This window comes from Flavobacterium sp. P21 (genome assembly GCF_050632225.1).
Taxonomy (GTDB): Bacteria; Bacteroidota; Bacteroidia; order Flavobacteriales; family Flavobacteriaceae; genus Flavobacterium.
The window spans coordinates 4271448-4292711 of record NZ_CP192585.1 but is presented as its reverse complement, the minus strand read 5'-3'; the positions used below and the strand labels follow the sequence as shown (position 1 = coordinate 4292711).

At 33.5% G+C, this 21264-nt stretch carries 18 protein-coding genes and 5 pseudogenes; 3 read left to right on the top strand and 20 right to left on the bottom strand.

What is annotated here, in order from left to right:
* The first annotated feature begins 12 nt into the window (after positions 1-12).
* Positions 13-1206 (top strand): hypothetical protein, encoded by a 1194-nt coding sequence (locus ACQ9BO_RS21505; protein WP_431242403.1) that lies wholly within the window; start codon positions 13-15, stop codon positions 1204-1206.
* A 90-nt stretch (positions 1207-1296) separates the two neighbouring features.
* On the opposite strand, the gene ACQ9BO_RS21500 is transcribed toward ACQ9BO_RS21505, so the two are convergent.
* From ACQ9BO_RS21500 to truA, 14 genes and pseudogenes are all read right to left on the bottom strand, one after another.
* A complete protein-coding gene (locus tag ACQ9BO_RS21500; RefSeq protein WP_431242402.1) occupies positions 1297-1713 on the bottom strand; it encodes a hypothetical protein in 417 nt (138 codons plus the stop codon).
* Between the two features lie 5 nt (positions 1714-1718).
* The gene (locus ACQ9BO_RS21495) at positions 1719-2126 is read right to left on the bottom strand and encodes a hypothetical protein (protein WP_431242401.1); all 408 of its coding nucleotides are present in this window, start codon (positions 2124-2126) and stop codon (positions 1719-1721) included.
* Positions 2127-2214: 88 nt separating this feature from the next.
* On the bottom strand, positions 2215-2703 hold the full coding sequence (locus ACQ9BO_RS21490; RefSeq protein ID WP_431242400.1) for a hypothetical protein: 489 nt from the start codon (positions 2701-2703) through the stop codon (positions 2215-2217).
* 164 nt (positions 2704-2867) lie between these two features.
* On the bottom strand, positions 2868-3299 hold the full coding sequence (locus tag ACQ9BO_RS21485; protein WP_431242399.1) for a GNAT family N-acetyltransferase: 432 nt from the start codon (positions 3297-3299) through the stop codon (positions 2868-2870).
* Between the two features lie 14 nt (positions 3300-3313).
* Entirely contained in the window at positions 3314-3994 is a 681-nt protein-coding gene (locus ACQ9BO_RS21480) for a DUF4919 domain-containing protein (RefSeq protein WP_431242398.1), read from the bottom strand.
* Positions 3995-4027: 33 nt separating this feature from the next.
* On the bottom strand, positions 4028-4414 hold the full coding sequence (locus tag ACQ9BO_RS21475; RefSeq protein ID WP_431242397.1) for a YdeI/OmpD-associated family protein: 387 nt from the start codon (positions 4412-4414) through the stop codon (positions 4028-4030).
* Between the two features lie 111 nt (positions 4415-4525).
* The gene (locus tag ACQ9BO_RS21470; protein WP_431242396.1) at positions 4526-5260 is read right to left on the bottom strand and encodes a DUF2625 domain-containing protein; all 735 of its coding nucleotides are present in this window, start codon (positions 5258-5260) and stop codon (positions 4526-4528) included.
* 26 nt (positions 5261-5286) lie between these two features.
* Positions 5287-5676: a DUF1801 domain-containing protein gene (locus ACQ9BO_RS21465; protein ID WP_431242395.1), complete on the bottom strand. Its 390-nt coding sequence runs from the start codon at positions 5674-5676 to the stop codon at positions 5287-5289.
* A gap of 184 nt (positions 5677-5860) precedes the next feature.
* Positions 5861-6538: a carbonic anhydrase gene (locus tag ACQ9BO_RS21460; protein ID WP_431242394.1), complete on the bottom strand. Its 678-nt coding sequence runs from the start codon at positions 6536-6538 to the stop codon at positions 5861-5863.
* A 127-nt stretch (positions 6539-6665) separates the two neighbouring features.
* A complete protein-coding gene (locus tag ACQ9BO_RS21455; protein WP_431242393.1) occupies positions 6666-7565 on the bottom strand; it encodes an arginase family protein in 900 nt (299 codons plus the stop codon).
* 125 nt (positions 7566-7690) lie between these two features.
* Positions 7691-9078, bottom strand: a pseudogene (lpdA, locus tag ACQ9BO_RS21450) (dihydrolipoyl dehydrogenase).
* 428 nt (positions 9079-9506) lie between these two features.
* Positions 9507-10091: an NUMOD4 domain-containing protein gene (locus ACQ9BO_RS21445; protein WP_431242392.1), complete on the bottom strand. Its 585-nt coding sequence runs from the start codon at positions 10089-10091 to the stop codon at positions 9507-9509.
* 144 nt (positions 10092-10235) lie between these two features.
* Positions 10236-11989, bottom strand: a pseudogene (locus tag ACQ9BO_RS21440) (ABC transporter ATP-binding protein).
* 137 nt (positions 11990-12126) lie between these two features.
* Entirely contained in the window at positions 12127-12873 is a 747-nt protein-coding gene (truA, locus tag ACQ9BO_RS21435) for a tRNA pseudouridine(38-40) synthase TruA (RefSeq protein WP_431242391.1), read from the bottom strand.
* 620 nt (positions 12874-13493) lie between these two features.
* Here truA and ACQ9BO_RS21430 point away from each other — a divergent pair.
* Entirely contained in the window at positions 13494-13988 is a 495-nt protein-coding gene (locus ACQ9BO_RS21430; protein ID WP_431242390.1) for a metallophosphoesterase family protein, read from the top strand.
* A 133-nt stretch (positions 13989-14121) separates the two neighbouring features.
* Here ACQ9BO_RS21430 and ACQ9BO_RS21425 read toward each other — a convergent pair whose 3' ends face one another.
* From ACQ9BO_RS21425 to ACQ9BO_RS21415, 3 genes are all read right to left on the bottom strand, one after another.
* Positions 14122-14667, bottom strand: coding sequence for a sensor histidine kinase (locus ACQ9BO_RS21425; protein ID WP_431242389.1), 546 nt, complete (start codon positions 14665-14667; stop codon positions 14122-14124).
* A gap of 276 nt (positions 14668-14943) precedes the next feature.
* The gene (locus ACQ9BO_RS21420) at positions 14944-15606 is read right to left on the bottom strand and encodes a response regulator (RefSeq protein WP_431245186.1); all 663 of its coding nucleotides are present in this window, start codon (positions 15604-15606) and stop codon (positions 14944-14946) included.
* 144 nt (positions 15607-15750) lie between these two features.
* A complete protein-coding gene (locus ACQ9BO_RS21415; protein ID WP_431242388.1) occupies positions 15751-16158 on the bottom strand; it encodes a DUF4293 domain-containing protein in 408 nt (135 codons plus the stop codon).
* A gap of 180 nt (positions 16159-16338) precedes the next feature.
* On the opposite strand from ACQ9BO_RS21415, the pseudogene rho reads away from it, so the two are divergent.
* A pseudogene (gene rho / locus ACQ9BO_RS21410) lies at positions 16339-18165 on the top strand (transcription termination factor Rho).
* A gap of 144 nt (positions 18166-18309) precedes the next feature.
* Here rho and ACQ9BO_RS21405 read toward each other — a convergent pair.
* The 3 genes and pseudogenes from ACQ9BO_RS21405 to ACQ9BO_RS21395 all read right to left on the bottom strand — a co-directional run bounded on the left by ACQ9BO_RS21405 (position 18310) and on the right by ACQ9BO_RS21395 (position 21167).
* Positions 18310-19324: pseudogene (locus tag ACQ9BO_RS21405) on the bottom strand (M28 family peptidase).
* A 6-nt stretch (positions 19325-19330) separates the two neighbouring features.
* On the bottom strand, positions 19331-20350 hold the full coding sequence (locus ACQ9BO_RS21400; protein WP_431242387.1) for a DUF3667 domain-containing protein: 1020 nt from the start codon (positions 20348-20350) through the stop codon (positions 19331-19333).
* Between the two features lie 44 nt (positions 20351-20394).
* Positions 20395-21167, bottom strand: a pseudogene (locus tag ACQ9BO_RS21395) (dienelactone hydrolase family protein).
* Positions 21168-21264 lie beyond the last annotated feature (97 nt).

The following is a 21264-nucleotide window of genomic DNA, read 5'->3' as shown; positions in this document are numbered from 1 at the left end:
CCGAGATCTGTTTTGGCGCAGGTTTTATTTGAGCCAAATCAAAAACTAAACGATAGTTTATCCTATGATATCACAGCTTGGGCTTTGCCTCTAGCATATGGAGTTGAAGGTTATGCCGTAAAAAATGCAATTTCTATAAAAACAAAATCTCAAATTGAAATTGCGCAAAAAAATGTCCCAGCAAGTGTTTACGCATTTTATGTGCCTTGGAACAGCAGAACTTCAGCTCAGGTGCTTTCGTTATTGCATCAAGCAAATGTAAAAGTGCGTTCAGCAATGAAGAAAGCAGTTTTTGGAACTTTGACCATCGAGCCAGGCGGTTTGATTATAAGTCGAGCAGATAATCCAAAAATTGCTGATTTTGAAAAAACAGTTAGCGAAATCATCAAAATCAAATCCGATTATAGTTTTATTACAACCGGATTTTCAACCAATTCAAAAGATATTGGCGGAGAAAATTTTGTTCTTTTAAAAGTGCCAAAGATCTTAATGCTTTCAGGGAAAGGAATTGTTTCAACTGAATTTGGTGCCAATTGGTATTATTTGGATGAGGTTGTAAAATATCCAGTAAGTATTGTTGAAACTTCAAATTTCAACCGAGTGAAATTGTACAATTACAATACGTTGATACTTTCTGACGGATCTTATGATTTCTCAGATGACCAGAAAAAACAGATCGATGAATGGATTAAAAATGGCGGAAAAGTAATTGCCATGAGCAGTGCAATTTCGTTGTTTCAAGATCGCGAAGGTTATGCTTTAAGTCAGTTTGCGAGCAAAGAAGACAAAGAAAAATCGGAAAAAGAAGAAAAAGAAGTCGAGCTTAAAAAACGCTTTTTAGACTTCGAAGGATCTGAACGAAGAGAAATTTCAGGTACAATTCCGGGTGCGATTATCGAGAATAAATTGGATAAAACCTATCCAATGGCATTTGGTTTAGGAAATACGTATTACAGTTTGAAAACCAACGAAAGATCATTTTCACTTTTAAAAAATGCGATCAATGTGGCTTACATTCCTAAAAACTTTTTGAGTTATGGTTTTGTTGGAAATGACATCAAGAAAAAACTCCCTGAAACCGTGACTTTTGCTGTCGATAAAAGAGGCGACGGAAGCGTGATTTATATGATGGACAATCCGCTTTTTAGAGGTTTTTGGGAAAACGGAATTCTTTTATTCAGCAATTCATTGTTTTTAGTTAATTAATAAAAAATGCTCTTCAGAAAAAATTTTGAAGAGCATTTTTTTATTTTGACGCAGTAATTTTTGTTTTCAAAAGAACTAAAAAACGAGATTTTATTGTTTTACAAAAAACAAATCAGAACCATCAACATACGATTTTCCTAAAATCATTTCTCCTTGAGAAGAAGCAGAATAAGTCCATTTAGAACCATCAATAATCACTAATTGAATTTTTGATTCTCCAACAGAAGGACCTCCAGATAAATAGTCTAGTTTGTATTCGTATTGATGCTCTTCTTTTTGCCCATCCATGCTAATGGTTAAATTAGACATTCCATCAAATGTGTAAACAATATTTTTATCTGAATAATCAGTGATAGTTTCTTTGTTTGGATCATCAGCAGTAGCAAAAACATAATTTCGCGTTTTTACCAATTTCCAGCTTCCAATCATTGGATTACCATTGTCATCGTCATCTGAACAGCTTGTAAAAGCCAAAAGAATAAAAATAATTGGTAGAATTTTTTTCATATTCATTATTTTACTTTTTTATATTTTGAAATAAAACAGTCATTGCATTCTTCACTTAAAGTCATTTTACTTGCAGTTACAATAAAAGATCGATCAGCATAAGATACTTGAGTTAGATCTTCTTTATCAATCACAATCATTTTTTTATTTCCTCCAAAAATTGACTTTTTTGTTGCGATATGATACTTTAGTTTTTGGGTTAGCTGGCCATCTGTATACGTGCTTACATGGGTGTCAGAGAACTCAAGTTCTTCTTTTCGATTCAAAGCACCAGGAGTAACCCCCTGAAAACCCCCAGTTGAAGAAACCCAAAGCCAGCGTCCTTTTAATGCATTTGGGTTGTCATAAATTTTATCATCACCACTGCATGAATTCAAAATGATGAAAGCAAAAAACAATATATATTTTTTCATTGGTTCAAATTTATATTGGTTGATATAAAGATGATTTTTTTGTTAAAAGGTTGCGTACTAAATGATTGTTTAAGTGTTTTTTTTGAGTTTAACTTAAAACAACAGCAGGGGTTGGATCATTTTCTTTAATTCTTAATCTGCATTTTTTCTCAATCTCATAAACATTATCAATTCCGGTTAAGTAAATAATATCCGGAACAAATTTATCGGGTTGGTTTTTTCTGCTTTCCATTTTTCCGGTTCGCAATTCAAATTCGATTTCTCCAAAATTATTTTTAGCCTTGATTTTGATACTTCCAGTAAATTGTTCCCAATCTGTACTCGTAGTATTTCCATTTCGAAATTGAATCAGTCTAGTTTCTGTTCCAACAAAATAGCCACCATTTTGAAATATCCCATAAATTGAGCGTATTGTTACATATATTCCAGCAAGTACAAGCAGAATAATAATGCCGCCTGGAAAGATCAATTCACCGAAATCATCTAAACTTGCGGTTACCGGCGATCCGTTAGCCTCAAAATGAACTTCTTCATTTTTAAATAAAGGTCCGAAAAATGCATGTACAAAAAGACTCATAAAAGCTAACATCAGTATTCCAATAAGTAATTCGCCTAATTTTTTTTAAGCGGATGTTTTCGCTGTGCTTTTAATGCAAAATCTATTGTTTCATTTTCAATTTGTTTTTTCAGATCAATTGGTAATTCAGTTAAATTCATTCTTTGGTAGGTTGTAGTTTGGTTTTAATTTATGTTTTCGTTCAATTCAAATAAAATATAAGTTCCATGTTCTGACATTCCTTTTTCTTTTTCAACAAAACCTTTTTGTTTGTAAAAAGCAATGGCTTTGCTGTTTTTTTCAAGGCATTTTAATGTCAGTGGAAATGTTGTTTTTTTAATAGTAGCTTTCACTAATTCAGTTCCAATGTTTTTTTCCTGATGTTCACGGGCAACATACAAATGATGAATAAAATTATTGGGGATCCATATCGAAATAAATCCAACCGGAATATCATCAATAAGTGCTGTTAAGATAAGTTCGCCTTGTGTCAATTTTTCAAAATCATCCAATTGAAATTCAGATGGATCGAGCCATGAAAAAGTGTTTTTTCGTTCCTCTAAAAATAATCTTCTCAAAGGTTCGTAATCATTTTTTCTAATTTCAGTTATGGTCATTCAACTTGGAGATTTTACTTCAGTGATTTTGCTTCGTTTTCCAGCATTTTTTCAATATTGAAATATACGCCATCAACATTGTATTTTCCTTTTTCAAAACTAAGATAATCGCAGTTTCCCACTAATGATTGTCCTTTCGATTCGAGTTCAAAAAGATGTAGCATCACATATTCATGATCGACCAATAAAACATGAAATCCTGTTTCGCATTTTTTGCCATCGCCAGAAGAAAGAATGGCGTTCATGATGTTATGAAATTTATACGAAGTTATTTTGGCAGATTCGTCATCTCCTTTCAAATGATAAATATAGGCCAGATAATTGAGTTGTTGAAGATCAAAGGGAAAATCAGCCAGCGTATGATTGGCTAATTTGATGATTTCGTCATAATCTGCAGATTCTAGTTTTTCTTTATTGTAATATTCGCGAAGCTTTTTCTCGTCAGGAGATCTCCAGAAAGCGTTATATTTTGGTTGAAAAACATAACCAAAATACAAATATCTGAATTCATCCTGCGTCATAAGCGTATCATTTTTGGTTAATCGATCCATCAAATTCGGATAATAAAATGCCGATTTTTTATCCTTAATATCTTTTTCGATTTGTTTGTAGTCTGGAGCTTTGAAATCAAGTCCTTGCGCAAAAGCACTGATTTTGAAACTAAAAAGCAAGAGTAGGAGAATTTGTTTTAGCATGGTTAGAAAGTTTTTTGGTTATATTAGAAATAGTTATTTTTCTTTGGTATCAATAATCCATTTTCCTTGTTCTTTTGCAATATCGATTAATTTTTGACCGTGTTCTGTCATTAAATTTTGTGCAATAAGTCTTTCTGCTCTTTCAATATTTGGCGTGCTCCATTTGCTCGTTTTCGGATTTCGATGCGAAAAAGTCAGGTAATAACTTTCAGCATCGCGTTTTTTGCAAAGGCTATCGATCCAACCAAAACATAGCGCTTCTTCTGTAGCTTCTATTAAATTGATGCTTGGCGTTTTGCTTTTTTTGTGATATAAAATAAGCCAAACCGATTTTTCAATTTGACTGTTTGCGTCAAGCCAATTTCGCCAATCTTGCCTGGTTGGCGCATAAACGGCTAATTTTCCATCTTTAGTTTCCATAATTTTTAATTTATTTGATAAAGATAAAATCACCTATTGACAAACGTATGTCAGTAGTAAAAATAAGATTAAAAAACTGAAAATTAAAGTGTTATTTGTTTAAATGCTTGCTTATTGTCCCATTTGTTTTCTTAAATCAATATTTAAGCTGTATTGTTCTTCGATAGGAATTATTTTTCTAGATACCTTGTTGATGTCGCTTCCTTCTTTTGTCCATAAAAACGGATAAAAATTGAAAACTTGATCTCCTTTTAATCCTGCAACTTCATCTTTCCATTTTTCCCATCTGCTTCCTTCGTAATAATTATCTAAGTCGTTGTTGAAACAGAAATCCAAAAATTGAGGATAATTAATACCGAGAGGCTCAAATTCTAAATTGTCTGGAGAGAAATAATATACTTTGCCAACATCAGTTCCAAGTGCGCCGCCGTTTAAAATGTAAAAGCCACCCAAAGCATCATCTGCAATTAATAAATAACCAGGAACTTCACCAAATTCTTTAAAAGTTTTTCCTTTGTTCCAATCAGGAAGACTGCGATTAAGTTTTGCGCTTCCAGAACCTAGAATTCTGATCCAGCCATTATCAACTAAAATACCGCCGGTTTTGTAAATAACAGCGCCCATTGTTGTTTTCGTGCTTATTTGAGTATGATACAAAGCGTCATTTGCTTTTTGCGAATCAACAGGAAGGATTTCTATTTTGTTTTTTGCAGTTCCTGCAATTTCTTTGACTGATTTCCAGCCTGAATCGTTTTTGTCGATGAGTTCGTTTAACGGAAGCATTTTTGTTTGTGAAAAACTAGTAGAGGTAATAATAATGAAGGCGATTAGGGGTAAAAATTTCATTTTGAGTTGTAGTTGTTTTTGGTTTGTTATTTGAGTCGAAGCAGGACTCCTTTTCGTTTGACAATGTTTTTATAATCCCACTGAATTTTGGTGCTTTTTTCGAGCCATCGTATCAGGTCTTGTTTGTTTATTTGGTCAGCATTTGTATAACGCATTTCAGCGGCTTTAAAGGAGCCTTCGTTTTGCAGTTTTTCTTCTTCAAAAGTTTGCCCGCTCCAGAAAAGCAATCTCACCGAATCTTTCAGCTTGCTGTAGCCCACAATCGGATTTCCGTCTAAAAACCAAACCGGATGTGCATGCCAGATTTTGTTTTCTGCTTCAGGCAAGTTTTCATCAATTATCAATGCCAATTGGTAGCAAATTTCTTTGTCTGAACTGCTTTGTGAATTATTATAATCTTGAATGGTTGTGTTCATGGCAATTTTAGTTTGGTTAGAAATAAAAGCGCGAGAAATTTTGTAGCTAAATTAATCTTTTCTTATCAAATTATTGCCTGTGCTATTTTAAATCTAAAATGCATTTTTTATAAAACAGCCATTCAAAAAAAATCCGATCTGTGAATACAAAACGGATTTTTTTGAAAAAAGTATTTTTAAGCTTTTATAATTGGCTTACTTTTCCTGTATGTACGTCATAGCGCATAGCAATAACTTTTACATGATGTTCTTTTACAATTTTATTGTCTTCTATCAGTTTTACTGAGTGTTTAATGTTTGCGTCAATAGCGCCTAAATAATTTGATGCTTTAGGTGTTTTTTTGTCGGCTTCAATTTCTTCGTCTTCATTCGAAATTGTTTCAACTATATCATCAATATGGTTGAAATGATTTTTATAAGAACCATTTTTGTCATTGATGTAAGCTTTAATTGCACCGCATTCAGTATGCCCAAGAACAACAATTAATTTAGAATCTAAATGTTCTACAGCATATTCAATACTTCCAAGATCAATGTCCGAAATTAAATTTCCTGCATTTCGTATTACAAATAAATCTCCAATTCCTTGATCAAATACTATTTCTGGTGAAACCCTGCTGTCAGAACAGGTAACCACAACAGCAAAAGGTTTTTGTCCGTCTTGATTTTCTAAAACAGATTCTTTGTTTTGATGGGGATGAATTGATTTCTCGTCTAAAAAGCGCTGATTTCCAGTTACTAGTTTTTCAACGTCTGTTAATTTCGTTCCGCCTTGAGGAATGTCGACACTTGTGTTTTTGTTGTTTTTACATCCTACTAAAGAGAAAATAAGCATTACTAATAAAGCAATTTTTCTTTTCATTATTCAATTTTTTAAATAGATTTTTTTATTTTTCAATCCGTATTAACTTGATATTGATTGAGTTGTAAAATTATCCACTACTTTAAATCGAACTAGCCACAAAAAGTTTTTTTAGTATTAAATAAATTTAAAATTTAAAAGTATTGAAAGTCGAGCTAATATTGTCAACAAATTCTTGGGTATATTGGCCAGTAGAATCTAAATCAGGATCTAAAATTGTGATTTCAAGTCCGCTGAGTTTTTCACTTTGAAATAAATAAGAGATAAGTTGGTTGAATTCTATATAAGTAAGCCCATCTGGCGTGCGACTATCGACGCATGGCATAATTGAATCGTTTAAAACATCGACATCTATATGAAGCCAAAAGCCATCAAGTTTTTTGTCTTCAATTTGATTAAGAAATGTTTTAACACAATTTGAAATTCCTTGTTTTCGAAGTTCCTTTAAGCTAAAATATGTCGCATCAGAATTTCTGATTTCGTTTTCATATTCTTCGTCATATTCGCGATTGCCAACACACCAAAGATTTTCTTCTTTAATATAAGGACACAAATTTAAAATGTTTGTTAGTTTTTGATGGCCTTTTCCAGTAACTAAAGAAGCCGCCATTCCGCCAAATCCGCCGGTTTCAGATAATGAAATATCCATGAAATCAGTATGTCCGTCAAGATAAAACAAACCGTAATTTCCTTTCTGTTTTAAAGCAATCGCCGATCCTAAAAGAATACTGCAGTCACCGCCAAGTATAAACGGAAATTTATTTTGCGAAAGCAAATTGTTGATCAAATAAGCTTGTTCTCTAGCATAATCGACTAACGAGTTTGCGTTGAGAATTTGCGTTTCAGGATCTTTAAGATTAGTGTATTTTGGAGCATCGAGCGTTAAAATGTTTTTTGGATTGATTTTTTTATGCAAATTGTGTTTCCATAACCATTCGGGCAATTTTTTTACACCAGGCTCTTTTCCTGGTTGAGGTTCTTTTAAACCTAAGTTTGACGGAAATTCAACAATACAAATCTCTTTCATAACTGATTATGTTTCATGTAAAGTTATGAAAATAAAAAATCCGATCTGTTCTCACAAATCGGATTTTATAAATTGAAAATTATATATAACTCCGTAAAGATATCTGAACCTTTACATTGTATATTTTACAAGTGAATTACTTCGCCGTAAGCATCAGCAACAGCTTCCATAACAGCCTCGCTCATTGTTGGGTGAGGGTGGATCGATTTAAGGATTTCGTGACCTGTAGTTTCTAGTTTACGAGCTACAACTGCCTCAGCAATCATATCTGTAACACCAGCACCAATCATGTGGCACCCTAACCATTCTCCGTATTTAGCATCGAAGATTACTTTTACGAATCCGTCAGCATTTCCAGCGGCTTTAGCTTTTCCAGAAGCTGAGAATGGGAATTTACCAATTTTTAATTCGTAACCTTTTTCTTTAGCTTGTTTTTCTGTTAAACCTACAGAAGCAATTTCTGGAGTTGCATAAGTACAACCAGGAACGTTTCCGTAATCGATTGGATCTACGTGTAAACCTTTAATTTTTTCTACACAGTTGATTCCTTCAGCAGAAGCTACGTGAGCTAAAGCTTGACCTGGAGTAACGTCTCCAATTGCGTAGTATCCAGGAATGTTAGTTGCGTTGTAAGCGTTTACTAAGATTTTATCTCTGTCAACAGCGATTCCAACTTCTTCTAATCCGATGTTTTCAATGTTTGTTTTGATTCCAACTGCAGAAAGTACGATATCAGCTTCTAAAACTTCTTCTCCTTTTGCAGTCTTAACGAATGCTTTAACTCCAGCTCCTGTAGTGTCGATACGCTCAACAGAAGAGTTAGTCATTACTTTAATTCCAGATTTTTTCAAAGAACGCTCAAATTGTTTTGAGATATCTTCGTCTTCAACAGGAACAACATTTGGCATAAATTCTACGATAGTTACATCTGTTCCCATAGAGTTGTAGAAGTGAGCGAACTCAACTCCAATTGCTCCAGAACCAACAATAATCATAGATTTTGGCTGAGTTGGCAAAGTCATTGCCTGACGATACCCAATAACTTTTACACCATCTTGAGGTAAGTTTGGCAATTCGCGAGAACGAGCACCAGTTGCGATGATAATGTGATCAGCGCTATATTCAGTAACTTTATTGTCTTTGTCTGTAACGTCAAGTTTTTTTCCTGGTTTTAGTTTTCCAAAACCTTCAATAACGTCAATTTTGTTTTTTTCATTAAGAATTGAACACCTTTGCTCATTCCTTCTGCAACACCACGGCTACGTTGAATAACAGCAGGGAAATCTTTATCGAATTCAGAAACTTTCAATCCGTAATCAGAAGCGTGTTTAAGGTAATCAAAAACCTGAGCTGATTTCAATAATGCTTTTGTTGGGATACAGCCCCAGTTCAAACATACACCTCCTAGATTTTCTTTTTCAACTACAGCTGTTTTAAAGCCTAATTGTGAAGCTCTAATTGCTGTTACATAGCCACCAGGACCACTTCCTAAAACAATAACGTCGTATTTCATTTTTTTGGTTTTTAGTATTTATTACCGAAAAGGAGCATAATATTTCCGAAACTCATTTTTCGATTTTCTTTTTTTGTTATTTGTGATTGCGAATTTAAGGATTTATTTTAAATCAACGCCCCAAAATTTATTTTTAGCACATTAGATTTTGGTCTTTTCACAGAAACCAAGGTAATTGTGAATTGTAAATTGTGAATTATGAATTGGAAATCGAGATTTAGCTGATAAATCTGAAAATTAAAGGCTTTGTATAAATAGTATCAATAAAACAAGCCACAGATTATCAGGATTAAAATGATTTAAAAAAATCGATGTTAATCTTTAATAATCTGTGGCTTTATGAGTTATCAATTGACAATTGACAATTAACAATTAACAATTAACAATTAACAATTAACAATTAACAATTAACAATTAACAATTAACAATTAAACTTTAACGTGTCCCCAGTTTTCACCACTTGCAATCCTGCGGATCTGCATTTCGCTTACGCCGAATTGTTTTGCAATCATTTTCAAGCGTGTTTTTTGTTCAGGTCTAGCCAATATTTTCTTGATTAGCATCACTTTTGTAGTGGTCAGTTTTCTTCCGTCTGCTTTTAGATTGTGTTCGATTAGGTTCTTTTTGGCCTGAATTACACGTGGGCTTTTGCGGCTGTGAGCCATCATTTCTTGTTTTGTAGCCCAACGCAAATTACTTACGTCATCATTGCTTCGGTTGTAATCTAAATGAAGAACATAAGTTTGATCTTCGGATTGTTTCGGAATAAAATATTGCGCAACTAATTTGTACAGAAAAAGATATTTATTGACAATTTTGTCATCTTTTTTAACCTTGAATCTAAAGGTTGGATAACCGTCGCTCAGGCCGCCTTTGAGGATTCTGCCGTTTTCAATTTTGTCAGTAAAACTGATTAATCGGCCTCGGTTTGAAATGGCATATTTAAGTTGTAATGAGGCGTTTATTTCTATTTCTTTGAATTGTTCGTCTGGATAAAATCTGTTTTGTGGCATTTTCTTTTACATTTGATTTCTACAATCTCAAAGGTAAATAATAAACCAAAAACCAAGTGTTAAAGCCTTAGTGCTCAGGTGCAGTTTTATGATTTCTATAACGCTGATTTAACGTTTAGAAATGTTTTTTTAGCATTTTGAGCCTCAGTTTGCTACCGAAAATTGCGAATCATACAAGTTTTTGTAATATCCGTCGGTCTTGTTAATCAATTCTTGATGCGTTCCTTGCTCTACGATAAGACCTTTATCCATAACTACAATTTTGTCGGCATTTACAATTGTTGCTAATCGGTGTGCGATGATAATTGAAGTTCTTCCTTTGGTAATTGTTTCGGTTGCACGCTGAATCAATTCTTCAGAATAAGTATCAATAGATGAGGTTGCTTCATCCAAAATCAAAATACTTGGATTGCTCACATAGGAACGCAAAAACGCGATCAATTGACGTTGTCCAGAGGACAGCATTACACCGCGTTCTTTTACATCAAAGTCATAATTGTCTGGCAAACTCATGATGAAATCGTGTACGCCAATTTTTTTGCCGCTTCGAGTACTTTTTCGCGCGTTATTTCTGGATTGTGTAAAGTGATGTTGTTGTAAATTGTATCGGCAAACAAAAATACATCTTGCAAAACCACGGCAATTTGTTTTCTTAAAGATGCCAATGTATAGTTTTCAATATTGTGTCCGTCGATATAAATGGTCCCGCTATTAATTTCGTAGAAACGATTCAGTAAATTAATGATAGTTGATTTTCCTGCTCCAGTCGAACCAACAATCGCAATTGTCTGTCCCGAATCAACAGATAAATCAATTCCTTTGATAACTTCTTCTTCGGGAATATAACTAAAACGAACCTCTTTGAATTCGATACTGCCGCTAAAAACCGGAGCTTCAATTGTACCTGTATCCTGAATATGATCTTGAGTGTCAATAATATCAAAAACACGATTGGCCGCAATCATTCCTAATTGCATCTCGTTGAATTTATCAGCAATTTGGCGAAGCGGATTAAAGAGCATTCCAATAAACATGGTATATGAGAATAAATCTCCAAAAGTGGTGAAATGATCGCCATTCAAAATTTTAAACCCGCCAAAAACAACAACTAATCCTAGAGTTATCGAAGAAATAATATCTGCAATTGGGAAAAATATCGAGTTGTACAAAATAGTTTTGATCCAAGCAACTCTATGTTTGTCGTTGATTTCTCTGAATTTTTCAGCCTCAATTTTTTCTCGGTTAAAAAGTCGCACAATCTTCATTCCCGTTACACGTTCCTGAACAAAAGAGTTCATATTGGCAATTTGAGTACGAACTTCTTCAAAAGCAACTTGCATTTTACGCTGAAAAATTCGGGTAACATAAACCAGAATTGGCATTGCTACGACCACAATCCAAGTCAATTTCCAGTTCATGTAAAACATGAAAAGCAAAACCACCAGCATTTTCATCAAATCACTGATAATCATAAAAAGACCTTGACTGAAAATACGAGCAATCGATTCAATGTCTGAAACAGATCTGGTAACCAATTGTCCAACCGGAACCAAATCAAAATATTTCATTCTGAAACTCAAAATATGCTTGAAGAGTTTGGTACGAATATCTTTTACAATATCCTGACCAAGCCAGTTGGCCCAATACACAAAGTAGAATTGAGAAAAAACTTCCATCAAAAGCACAAGTCCCATCAAGATAATATACATCAATAAACCATATTTGTCGTGTGTTTTGATATAACCATCAACAGTTTGTTTAAGTAAATAAGGACGAAGCGCCGCAAAAATCGACAGCGAAATAGCAAAAACAATCACGCCATAATAGCGCCATTTATAAGGTTTGGTATATTTTAAAATTCGTTTGAATAAGCCGGTATCAAATGCTTTTGCTTTCATTTATTATAAGGAGCTATTTCCTGCTTTCCGTTACAAGTTTTTCTCAAAAATATGTTTTTGTGTTTTTTATAAGAGCTTCCGTTGGTCGCTTTATAAAAAACACAAAAACAATATTTTTTTCAAAAAAGCTTTTCACTTCAATCAGGGCTATTTATGTAATCGTAATTAATTTTGGTCAAATATAAACCGTGAGCCGGAACTGAAAATCCTGCTTTTTCTCTGCTTTTGCTGGCAATGATATTTTCAAAATCAGTCAGCGTAATTTTATGAAGACCAATGTTGATTAATGTGCCCACAATTGCCCGAACCATATTTCGTAAAAATCGGTTGGCTGAGATCGTAAAAATCAGTTTGTTGTTTTCATTTTTCCAATATGCCTCAAAAACCGTGCAATCAAAAGTGTTAACATCTGTATTGACTTTTGAGAAACATTGAAAATCGGTATGTTTCAATAAAATTTGCGCGACTTCATTCATCAAAGCTACATCTAATTTTTGACTTACATACCAGCTGAGTTCCTGCAAAAACGGATTTTTAACAGTATTGATGTGATATTCATAAGTACGTTTTGTTGCGTCAAATCTACAATGTGCGTCATCATGAACCAATATAATATCAAAAATTGCAATATCTTTTGGCAGAAATGAATTTAGTTTATGCACTAATACAGGAACATCTAACGGATTTTCAACATCAAAATGCCCATACATTTCTGTAGCATGAACTCCAGTGTCTGTGCGTCCTGCGCCCATGACATTTATAGGTTTATTTAATAAAACCGAAAGTGCTTTGTTTAAAGTTTCCTGAACAGAAGGTGCGTTTGGCTGAAATTGCCATCCATTATAAGGTGTTCCGTTGTATGCAAATCGAATAAAATATCTCACTGTAGAGGTTCAAAGGTTCAGAGTGGCAAAGGTACGAAAAAAGTTGCTAAGGTTCTAAGATGCTATCGCGATACTTCGGGACTAAGTTTTTTCTTTTTTAGGTACAAAGGGGCAAAGGTTCAGAGGTGCAAAGGTTTTTTATGGTTTTATTGTAGAGACGCACTGCAGTATGTCTAACGCTAGATTGAAAAAAATGCCTATATATTTAGGTGTATAATTTCGATATAAGAAAAAATCGAAGGACAGCTTATAATAAAATTCAGAAATAAAAACTTTGCCTCTTAGTGTCTCAGAATCTCAAAACCTTTGTTAAAATCGCTTAAAAACCAAAATGCGAATCATAGTTTGTTCAGCGAAAAATCGTGTTATGTATAATTAAAATCTTGAAAATTAATAAAAAAATACCTAACAGGTTTTTAAAACCTGTTAGGATATAAATCCGATTTGTGAAAGCAAATCGGATTTTTTATTTTCCAAATCTGATTTGAGGCGCACTGCAGTGCGCCTCTACAATACATGTGTATAAAAAAACCTTTGTCACTTTGTACCTTTGATTCTTTACCGCTTAAAAAAAATCCTTTGTACCTTAGCACCTCAGAACCTTAGCCCCTTTAAAAAAAATGACCAAAATCCTTCTCCTTTCAGATACTCACAGTCATATCGACGATACAATTTTAAAATATGTGGTTCAAGCCGATGAAGTTTGGCACGCTGGAGATATTGGAGATTTGAACGTAACTGATACGATTAAAAAGCTAAAACCTTTAAGAGCGGTTTATGGGAATATTGACGATGCAAAAGCAAGATTGGAATTTCCATTAAATAACCGATTTATGTGTGAGAATGTTTCGGTTTGGATTACACATATTGGAGGTTATCCGGGAAAATACAATCCGAATGTTAGGGAAGAAATGACTTTGAATCCGCCTAAATTATTTATTTGTGGACATTCGCACATTTTAAAAGTCATGTTTGATAAAAAGAATAATTTGTTGCACATGAATCCAGGTGCGGCTGGAAAAAGCGGTTTTCATCAAATGCGAACAATGCTTCGATTTGTGATTGATGATGATAAAATAAAAGATTTGGAGATTATCGAAATTGGCAAAAAGTAAAATTTTTAATGTGGCAACGGAATCTTTATTTTGATTATCGTGCCTTGGTTTGCTTTGGAAACAATATCAAAATTGCCTTTGAATTTTTTAACACGTGCTCTAATTCGGTTTAACCCAAAACCTTCAGTCCCATCTATTTTTTTGCATTAAAACCTATTCCATCGTCATGTATTTTAATCGTGAAGGTATTTTGATTCTCGTTTAAAAATATTTCAGCTCTAGTGGCATTGCTATGTTTTATAATATTGCTGAAGAGTTCTGAAACAATAAAATAAATTTTCATTTCGAATTTCTCGGTGTATCTTTTGCTGGTAGAAATTTTGCTTGAAAAAGCAAAATCAATTGAGTTGTTTGAGTTTCGCTCGCACAAATCTTCCAAAGCGTAAATTAAACCAAATCGGACTAAAAGACTCGGGACAAGATCATGTGAAATGTCTCGCAAAAGATCATGAGCTTCAGCTAAAATTACTTTGGCTTTCTTGATTTCTTCAGATTCTATTTTGTTTTGTGCTGTAAACGTATTCAAGTGCAGTCCGACAGAGGATAGCAAGGAATTTACATTGTCATGCAGGAATGAAGCAATTTTTTTACGCTCAATTTCTTGGCTGTCAATACTTGAATTAATAACATTCAGCAAAATTTTTTGCTTGATATCTTTTCGTCTTATTTTTTGCTTCAATTTATTGTTCTGGTAAAAAAGTAAAACAGAAAAGATAAAATGATAATTAGAATAATAATCAGGCTAACTACCTTTTTGTTTTTTAATTGTTCAATCTCTTGTAATTCAGTATTATTCGTCTTCGGATTTTGTAATTGTTGAATGCTTTCTTTTGGAAAATCATTTTGCTGGGAATAAAGAAGATTTTCATGAAAAGCATTTATTATAAAGAGAAAAATTAATATTCTTAAAATACGCATGGTAAAAGTAATCGAAGCTAATTTTTGATTCAAAAAATTATGGGTTGATCAAATTGTTTTTTAGAGCATACTTAACAAGGCCTATCGTGTTTTTTATCTGCAGTTTTTTCATAATATTTTTGCGATGTGTTTCCACTGTATTTATGCTGATAAAAAGCTTTTCACTTATTTCTTTTCCACTGTGTTCAAGTGATATCAAGGTAATTATTTCAATTTCTCGCGCACTTAAAATCGGATTTTCAGCATAAGTTTTTTTGCTCAATTTTGGATTGTTTTGTGTAAAGTCGCTGAAGATTTTTTCTCGTACAGCATCGCTAAAATATTCTTGTCCTTGATTAACAGCATGAATTGCTTCAATGATGTTTTCACCTGCGCATTTTTTTGTCAAATACCCTTTTGCATTTAGTTTCATGACTTCTTTAATGATTTTTAAATCGTCATAACTAGAAAGAATTATGATTTTACATTGGCTATTTTGTTCATGAAATTCTTGGAGAACTTTGATACCGTCTTTTTCTGGCATACTAATATCCAGAACCAAAATATCGGCATTGTTTTGAATTACATCATTATAAATGGTACTGCCATCTAAAGAACAACCGACAACTTCGAAATTTTGAACGGTATGTAATAAGTTGGTTAAGCCATCAATAAGTACTTGATGATCATCGGCAAGATGAATCCTTATTTTGGGTCTCATGATTATTTGAATTTGAAAATACAAATTTACCTTGAAAACTAGTTTTAGGATGTGCTCTTTAGGATTGATTTATAGTAATATAAGGCAAAAAAAACCCGAATAAAATTCGGGTTCTTCTTCGCACAAAAAATTAAGTTTATAGGTTTATCTCAAACGATCTACAGATTTTACAAGATCTTCGTCCTTTTTGATGGCCTTATTAGCTAAAACTAATAACACGATAGCAACAATTGGAAGAAACATCCCAATACCTTTCTCAGGAACTGCAGTTCCTCCAGATAAATTTAGTGATCGATATACAAATAATCCTAATAAAATTAAATTTAATATTATGTTCAGTCTGTTCATCACAAACTGATTTTGTCTCTTTTTAAATGATATAATACTGATGATTGTAAGCATTGTGCTTAATCCTAGCAATATTGTGTAAACCTGATCTTGCATAAAGAAGAAAGGCTTTCCGTTTGATGACCAAAGCGGTATAAAAAACATTAAAACCCCTGTAATTACAAAGGTAAGAATTAAATATACGGTTTGAATTCGTTGTAACATAACTTGAAATTGTTTTACAAAAATATATTTTCTTTTTTAAAATACTATTGTATGATTAAAATTTATTCGTATTATTGCATCAAAATACCGTAAGCACTTCATACTGCGGTCAATTGAAATAATTTATCTACCTACTTTTTACAGTATTTCCTTTAAAATAATTAAATTCATAGAACATTCATGTTTGATATTTCTGCATTAAAAGAAATGAAGCTTTCTGAGCTTCAAGAAATAGCTAAGTTGGCTAAAACTATAAAGTTTAATGGTGTTAAAAAAGAAACTTTAATCACTCAGATTTTAGCACATCAAGAAGCGACTACAGCGCCGCCAGCCCCGCCTGTGGCTGAAAAGGAAATTGCAGATGAAAAACCAAAAAGAGCGAGGATAGCTCCTGCAAAAAAAACAGCGGCTCAAAAAACGCTCCTGTTTTAGAATTTGATAAAGTTGAGGAAGCTCCAGAGAAAAAGAAACTCCTGCGGCTGTAAAACCAAAAATTCAGGTTAGTCCAAAAATCAGCCAACAGAGAAAGCTCAGGAAAGTAATGAGGAAAAACCTGTTGCAGAGAAAAAGGAGCCGAAAATTGTAAAATTTAATAAATCGGCATACGAGAAAAAGGTAGCATTACAAAAGGAAAAAGAAGCAGTTAAAATTGCAGAAAAAGAGGTTGTTGCCGAAGAAAGTGCTGAAGTTCCTGTTGCCGCAGAAAAAACAGAAACTGCTCCTCAAGGAAAAAAGATAAATCCAAATCAGAATAAAAATCAAAACCCTAATCAAAATCCGAATCAGAATCCAAACCAAAATGGGAATGGCAACGGAAATGGGAATAACGGAAATCAAAATCCAAATCATAAAAATAAAAAGAATAATAATTTCAGAGATTCTGACTTTGAATTTGATGGAATTATTGAAAGTGAAGGTGTTCTTGAAATGATGCCTGACGGTTACGGATTTTTGCGTTCATCAGATTATAATTATTTAGCTTCTCCAGATGATATTTATTTATCAACTTCACAAATCAGATTATTTGGTTTGAAAACTGGAGATACAGTAAAAGGAGTGGTTCGTCCTCCTAAAGAAGGTGAGAAGTTTTTCCCTTTAGTTCGTGTACTTAAAATCAATGGTCACGATCCGCAAGTAGTTCGCGATAGAGTTTCATTTGAGCACTTGACGCCAGTTTTCCCTTCTGAAAAATTCAAATTAGCCGAAAAAGGCAGTTCTATATCAACTCGTATTATTGATTTGTTTTCTCCAATAGGAAAAGGACAACGTGGAATGATCGTTGCACAGCCTAAAACGGGTAAAACAATGCTTCTTAAAGATATTGCAAACGCAATTGTCGCAAATCATCCTGAGGTTTATTTGATTGTTTTATTGATCGATGAGCGTCCTGAAGAGGTTACAGATATGCAAAGAAGTGTTCGTGGAGAAGTTATCGCTTCTACTTTTGATAGAGAACCACAAGAGCACGTAAAAATTGCGAATATCGTTCTTGAAAAATCAAAACGTTTGGTAGAATGTGGCCACGATGTTGTGATTCTTTTGGATTCAATTACACGTTTAGCAAGAGCTTATAACACAGTTCAGCCAGCTTCTGGAAAAGTATTAAGTGGAGGTGTTGATGCGAATGCATTACAGAAACCTAAACGTTTCTTTGGAGCGACTAGAAATGTTGAAAATGGAGGTTCATTAAGTATCATCGCAACTGCATTAACAGAGACTGGTTCTAAAATGGATGAGGTTATCTTCGAAGAATTTAAAGGAACTGGTAATATGGAATTGCAATTAGATCGTAAGATAGCCAATAAACGTATTTTCCCAGCGATTGATCTTACGTCATCAAGTACACGTCGTGACGACTTGTTATTAGATGAAAAAACATTACAAAGAATGTGGATCATGCGCAAATATCTATCAGATATGAACCCTGTAGAATCTATGGATTTTGTAAACGACCGCTTCAAGAAAACAAGAAACAACGAAGAGTTTTTGATTTCTATGAATGACTAGGAAAGGTGCAAAGTAACAAAGCAACAAAGGTTCAGATTTTTTTTAAGAATCTACAATATAAAAAAAGGATGAGTTTAACTCATCCTTTTTTGTTTGTTACATTATTAGAAACCTTTGTTGCTTTGAACCTTTGTTACTTTGTAACTATTTTTTATCAACTACCGGTCTATTTTCTCTATTTGCTAAATCCCAAGCAACTACAAAAGCTAGTTGAGCTCTTTTTGCCAAAGCATCGTATTCGATTTTTTCTGGGGTATCATCTTTTCCGTGGTAATCGGCGTGAACTCCATTGAAGAAGAAAACGGATGGAATGCCATGTTTTGCAAAGTTGTAATGGTCAGAACGCTCATAAAAATGATTAGGATCTTTAGGATCGTTGAATTTGAAATCCAAGTCCATTTTTACGTATTTGTTGTTTTGAGCTACAACTGTATTGTGCAATTCGCTTGATAATCTGTCTGCTCCAATTACATACACATAATTGTTTGTGTTTGTATGTTCAACATCGCGACGACCAATCATGTCAATGTTGATGTCTGTAATTGTATTAGCAATTGGGAATAGTGGATTTTCAGAATAGAAACGAGATCCGTGCAAACCGTGCTCTTCGCCTGTTACATGAAGGAATAAAATAGAACGTTTTGGTCCATGTCCTTCTTTTTTAGCTTTAGCAAAAGCTTTGGCAATTTCCATAACGGCAACTGTTCCAGAACCGTCGTCATCAGCTCCGTTGTATACTTCTCCGTCTTTAATTCCTACGTGGTCGTAATGAGCAGAAATAACTAAAACTTCGTCTGGCTTTTCTGATCCCTCAATATACGCCCAAATATTTTCTGAATCTGGCAGATTTTCATTACGTCTTGCATTTAAAAATGATGCCGGAATATGCTGATAGTAATCAGTTGCTCCTTTTGGGAACGAAATTTTATTTTTTTGTATTGCTCAATCATGTAAAGTCCCGCTTTCTTTTGTCCTTTCGAACCAGTTTCGCGGCCTTCCATTTCATCAGAAGCAACAACATAAAGCATTTTTTTAAGTCTTTTGCAGTGATCGAATTCATGTATTTTGTTGGGTCTGAGTTGTCTTTTGAAGCAACAGACTGCGCATTTTTACATGAAAACGCCGAAGCAATTAATAACAGAATTACAATTTTTTTCATTTTGGGTTAGTGTAAATTAATGAATATGTATAAAACATAGAATATCAGTAAAAATAGAATAAAAAGCGAATTTATAACAAAAAGGAATACACTTTTAACAAATGAAACAAATCGGCTTTCACCATAAAATCGGTGGTGCGCTGGATAAAAATAGTAACACATCCAAACAATTCCAACAAAGTTGATGAGGTTAGTAACAACTGAAATTGGGCCATTTCCTTCAAATATTCCGGCGATTTTGTTGACAATGAATAAAATTAGGAATATTAAAAGCAAAAACGAAAAATAATGAAGCGTGAAAATTCCGTGATCAAAATAATACCATTTTTTCTTGCTATGGAAAATCCACAAGAAAAAGGCAAAAAAGGGCATTATAATAAATAAGATTTTCGGAATATTATGAATGAAGGATTCTATGAATTTTTCTATAATCTCTTTTTTGGTATTTTTTTCAGTGACATGTGTCGCTTTTTCATAGACCCAATATTCAAAATCAGAAAGTTTTTCATCTTCTTTACCATATTTTTGAATGGAGTCGATTTCTTTCATTGTTTTCAACTGAAAATAAGACTTGTCCAATGTTTTTGACTTGATATAGGACTTTTCTTTTCCATCTTTTTCTTTTTCTTTTTCGTCTTTTACTTTTGTATTTGCATTTTCAAAATTGGATGTTATTTCCTTGTCGCTTTTCGTAAGCTCTTCACTGACATGATTTGGAAACATTGCAATCAATAAGAAAGTAACAAAGCTGATAAAAATATAAAGGCGTACCGGCGCTAAATAAGAAAGCCTTTTTCCAGAAAGATATTCTTTAGTTAGAGTTGATGGCTTTACAAGCAAGTTTTTTATTGTTTTCCAAAAAGCATTTTCATAATGCGTTAAATCTTCAAAAAAATGAACAAATAAATGATGGAAAGTTTTACGTGTATCGCTGTTTTCCTGTCCGCAATTTGGACAAAACTTTTGTTCGACTACATGCCTGCAGTTCAGGCAGGTTTTGTCTTCTCTAATTTTATTGTGTGACATTGGTTTATTGAGTTGATTTGGTGTTTTTGGGTTAGTTTCAAGACTTATTTTTTCAGCACTTCATTCAAGAAAAGAAGCAAATGTTCAAAAGATCTTTTTGCGGCGACAGCATTATAAGCGACTCCTTTTGAATTGTCATTTCCAGCTTCTGGATTTGTGAAAGAATGAACAGAATTTGCGTAATAAATCATTTGCCAATCGGCTTTTGAATCGCGCATTTCTTGTTGAAAAGATGCAACTTCATCTTTTGAAACAAATGGGTCATCAGCACCATGGCATACTAAAACCTTAGCTGTAATAGGTTCTGTAGGTCTTTTTGAATCTTTGCCTAAACCTCCGTGAAAAGAAACAACTCCTTTTACATTAAGATGACCACGTGCGGCTTCAAGAACTCCTGTTCCGCCAAAACAATAGCCAATAACTACAATATTGTCTGCATTTGCCCCAGATTTGATTAATTCTTGTAATGCGGCGTTGATTCTTTTTTGATAAGCTTCATAATTGGTTTTGTAGAAACCTGCTTGTTTTCCGGCTTCAGAAGTATTTTTAGGATAGTTGCCTTCACCATAAATATCAGCGATAAAAACATGGTAGCCTAATTTTGATAAATCTTCGGCATATTTTTTAGAAGCAGTATCGATTCCGAGCCATGCAGGAAGCAACAAAATACCTGGATTATTACTGCTTTTTTTGCCGCTTTTATAGATAAACCGTTTAGAGCTTGATTTCCGTCAGTATATTTTACGGATTTTAATTGTGCGCTTATAGTGTTAGAAAACAGAATAGTAGCAAAGATAAAGAGAAGTGGATTTTTCATTTGTTTTACAATTTTAAACAAATATCAGAAATATTCTCTTATAAAAAAACCTCGAAAGAAAGTTCTTCCAAGGTTTGTGAAAAGTGTTTTTTAACGG

What these genes read in the sequence shown, in the direction of transcription:
- ACQ9BO_RS21500 (WP_431242402.1), bottom strand. Translation starts at nt 1,713, where the DNA reads ATGAAAAAAATTCTACCAATTATTTTTATTCTTTTGGCTTTTACAAGC.
- ACQ9BO_RS21495 (WP_431242401.1), bottom strand. Translation starts at nt 2,126, where the DNA reads ATGAAAAAATATATATTGTTTTTTGCTTTCATCATTTTGAATTCATGC.
- ACQ9BO_RS21490 (WP_431242400.1), bottom strand. Translation starts at nt 2,703, where the DNA reads ATGAGTCTTTTTGTACATGCATTTTTCGGACCTTTATTTAAAAATGAA.
- ACQ9BO_RS21485 (WP_431242399.1), bottom strand. Translation starts at nt 3,299, where the DNA reads ATGACCATAACTGAAATTAGAAAAAATGATTACGAACCTTTGAGAAGA.
- ACQ9BO_RS21480 (WP_431242398.1), bottom strand. Translation starts at nt 3,994, where the DNA reads ATGCTAAAACAAATTCTCCTACTCTTGCTTTTTAGTTTCAAAATCAGT.
- ACQ9BO_RS21475 (WP_431242397.1), bottom strand. Translation starts at nt 4,414, where the DNA reads ATGGAAACTAAAGATGGAAAATTAGCCGTTTATGCGCCAACCAGGCAA.
- ACQ9BO_RS21470 (WP_431242396.1), bottom strand. Translation starts at nt 5,260, where the DNA reads ATGAAATTTTTACCCCTAATCGCCTTCATTATTATTACCTCTACTAGT.
- ACQ9BO_RS21465 (WP_431242395.1), bottom strand. Translation starts at nt 5,676, where the DNA reads ATGAACACAACCATTCAAGATTATAATAATTCACAAAGCAGTTCAGAC.
- ACQ9BO_RS21460 (WP_431242394.1), bottom strand. Translation starts at nt 6,538, where the DNA reads ATGAAAAGAAAAATTGCTTTATTAGTAATGCTTATTTTCTCTTTAGTA.
- ACQ9BO_RS21455 (WP_431242393.1), bottom strand. Translation starts at nt 7,565, where the DNA reads ATGAAAGAGATTTGTATTGTTGAATTTCCGTCAAACTTAGGTTTAAAA.
- ACQ9BO_RS21445 (WP_431242392.1), bottom strand. Translation starts at nt 10,091, where the DNA reads ATGCCACAAAACAGATTTTATCCAGACGAACAATTCAAAGAAATAGAA.
- ACQ9BO_RS21430 (WP_431242390.1), top strand. Translation starts at nt 13,494, where the DNA reads ATGACCAAAATCCTTCTCCTTTCAGATACTCACAGTCATATCGACGAT.
- ACQ9BO_RS21420 (WP_431245186.1), bottom strand. Translation starts at nt 15,606, where the DNA reads ATGAGACCCAAAATAAGGATTCATCTTGCCGATGATCATCAAGTACTT.
- ACQ9BO_RS21415 (WP_431242388.1), bottom strand. Translation starts at nt 16,158, where the DNA reads ATGTTACAACGAATTCAAACCGTATATTTAATTCTTACCTTTGTAATT.
- ACQ9BO_RS21400 (WP_431242387.1), bottom strand. Translation starts at nt 20,350, where the DNA reads ATGTCACACAATAAAATTAGAGAAGACAAAACCTGCCTGAACTGCAGG.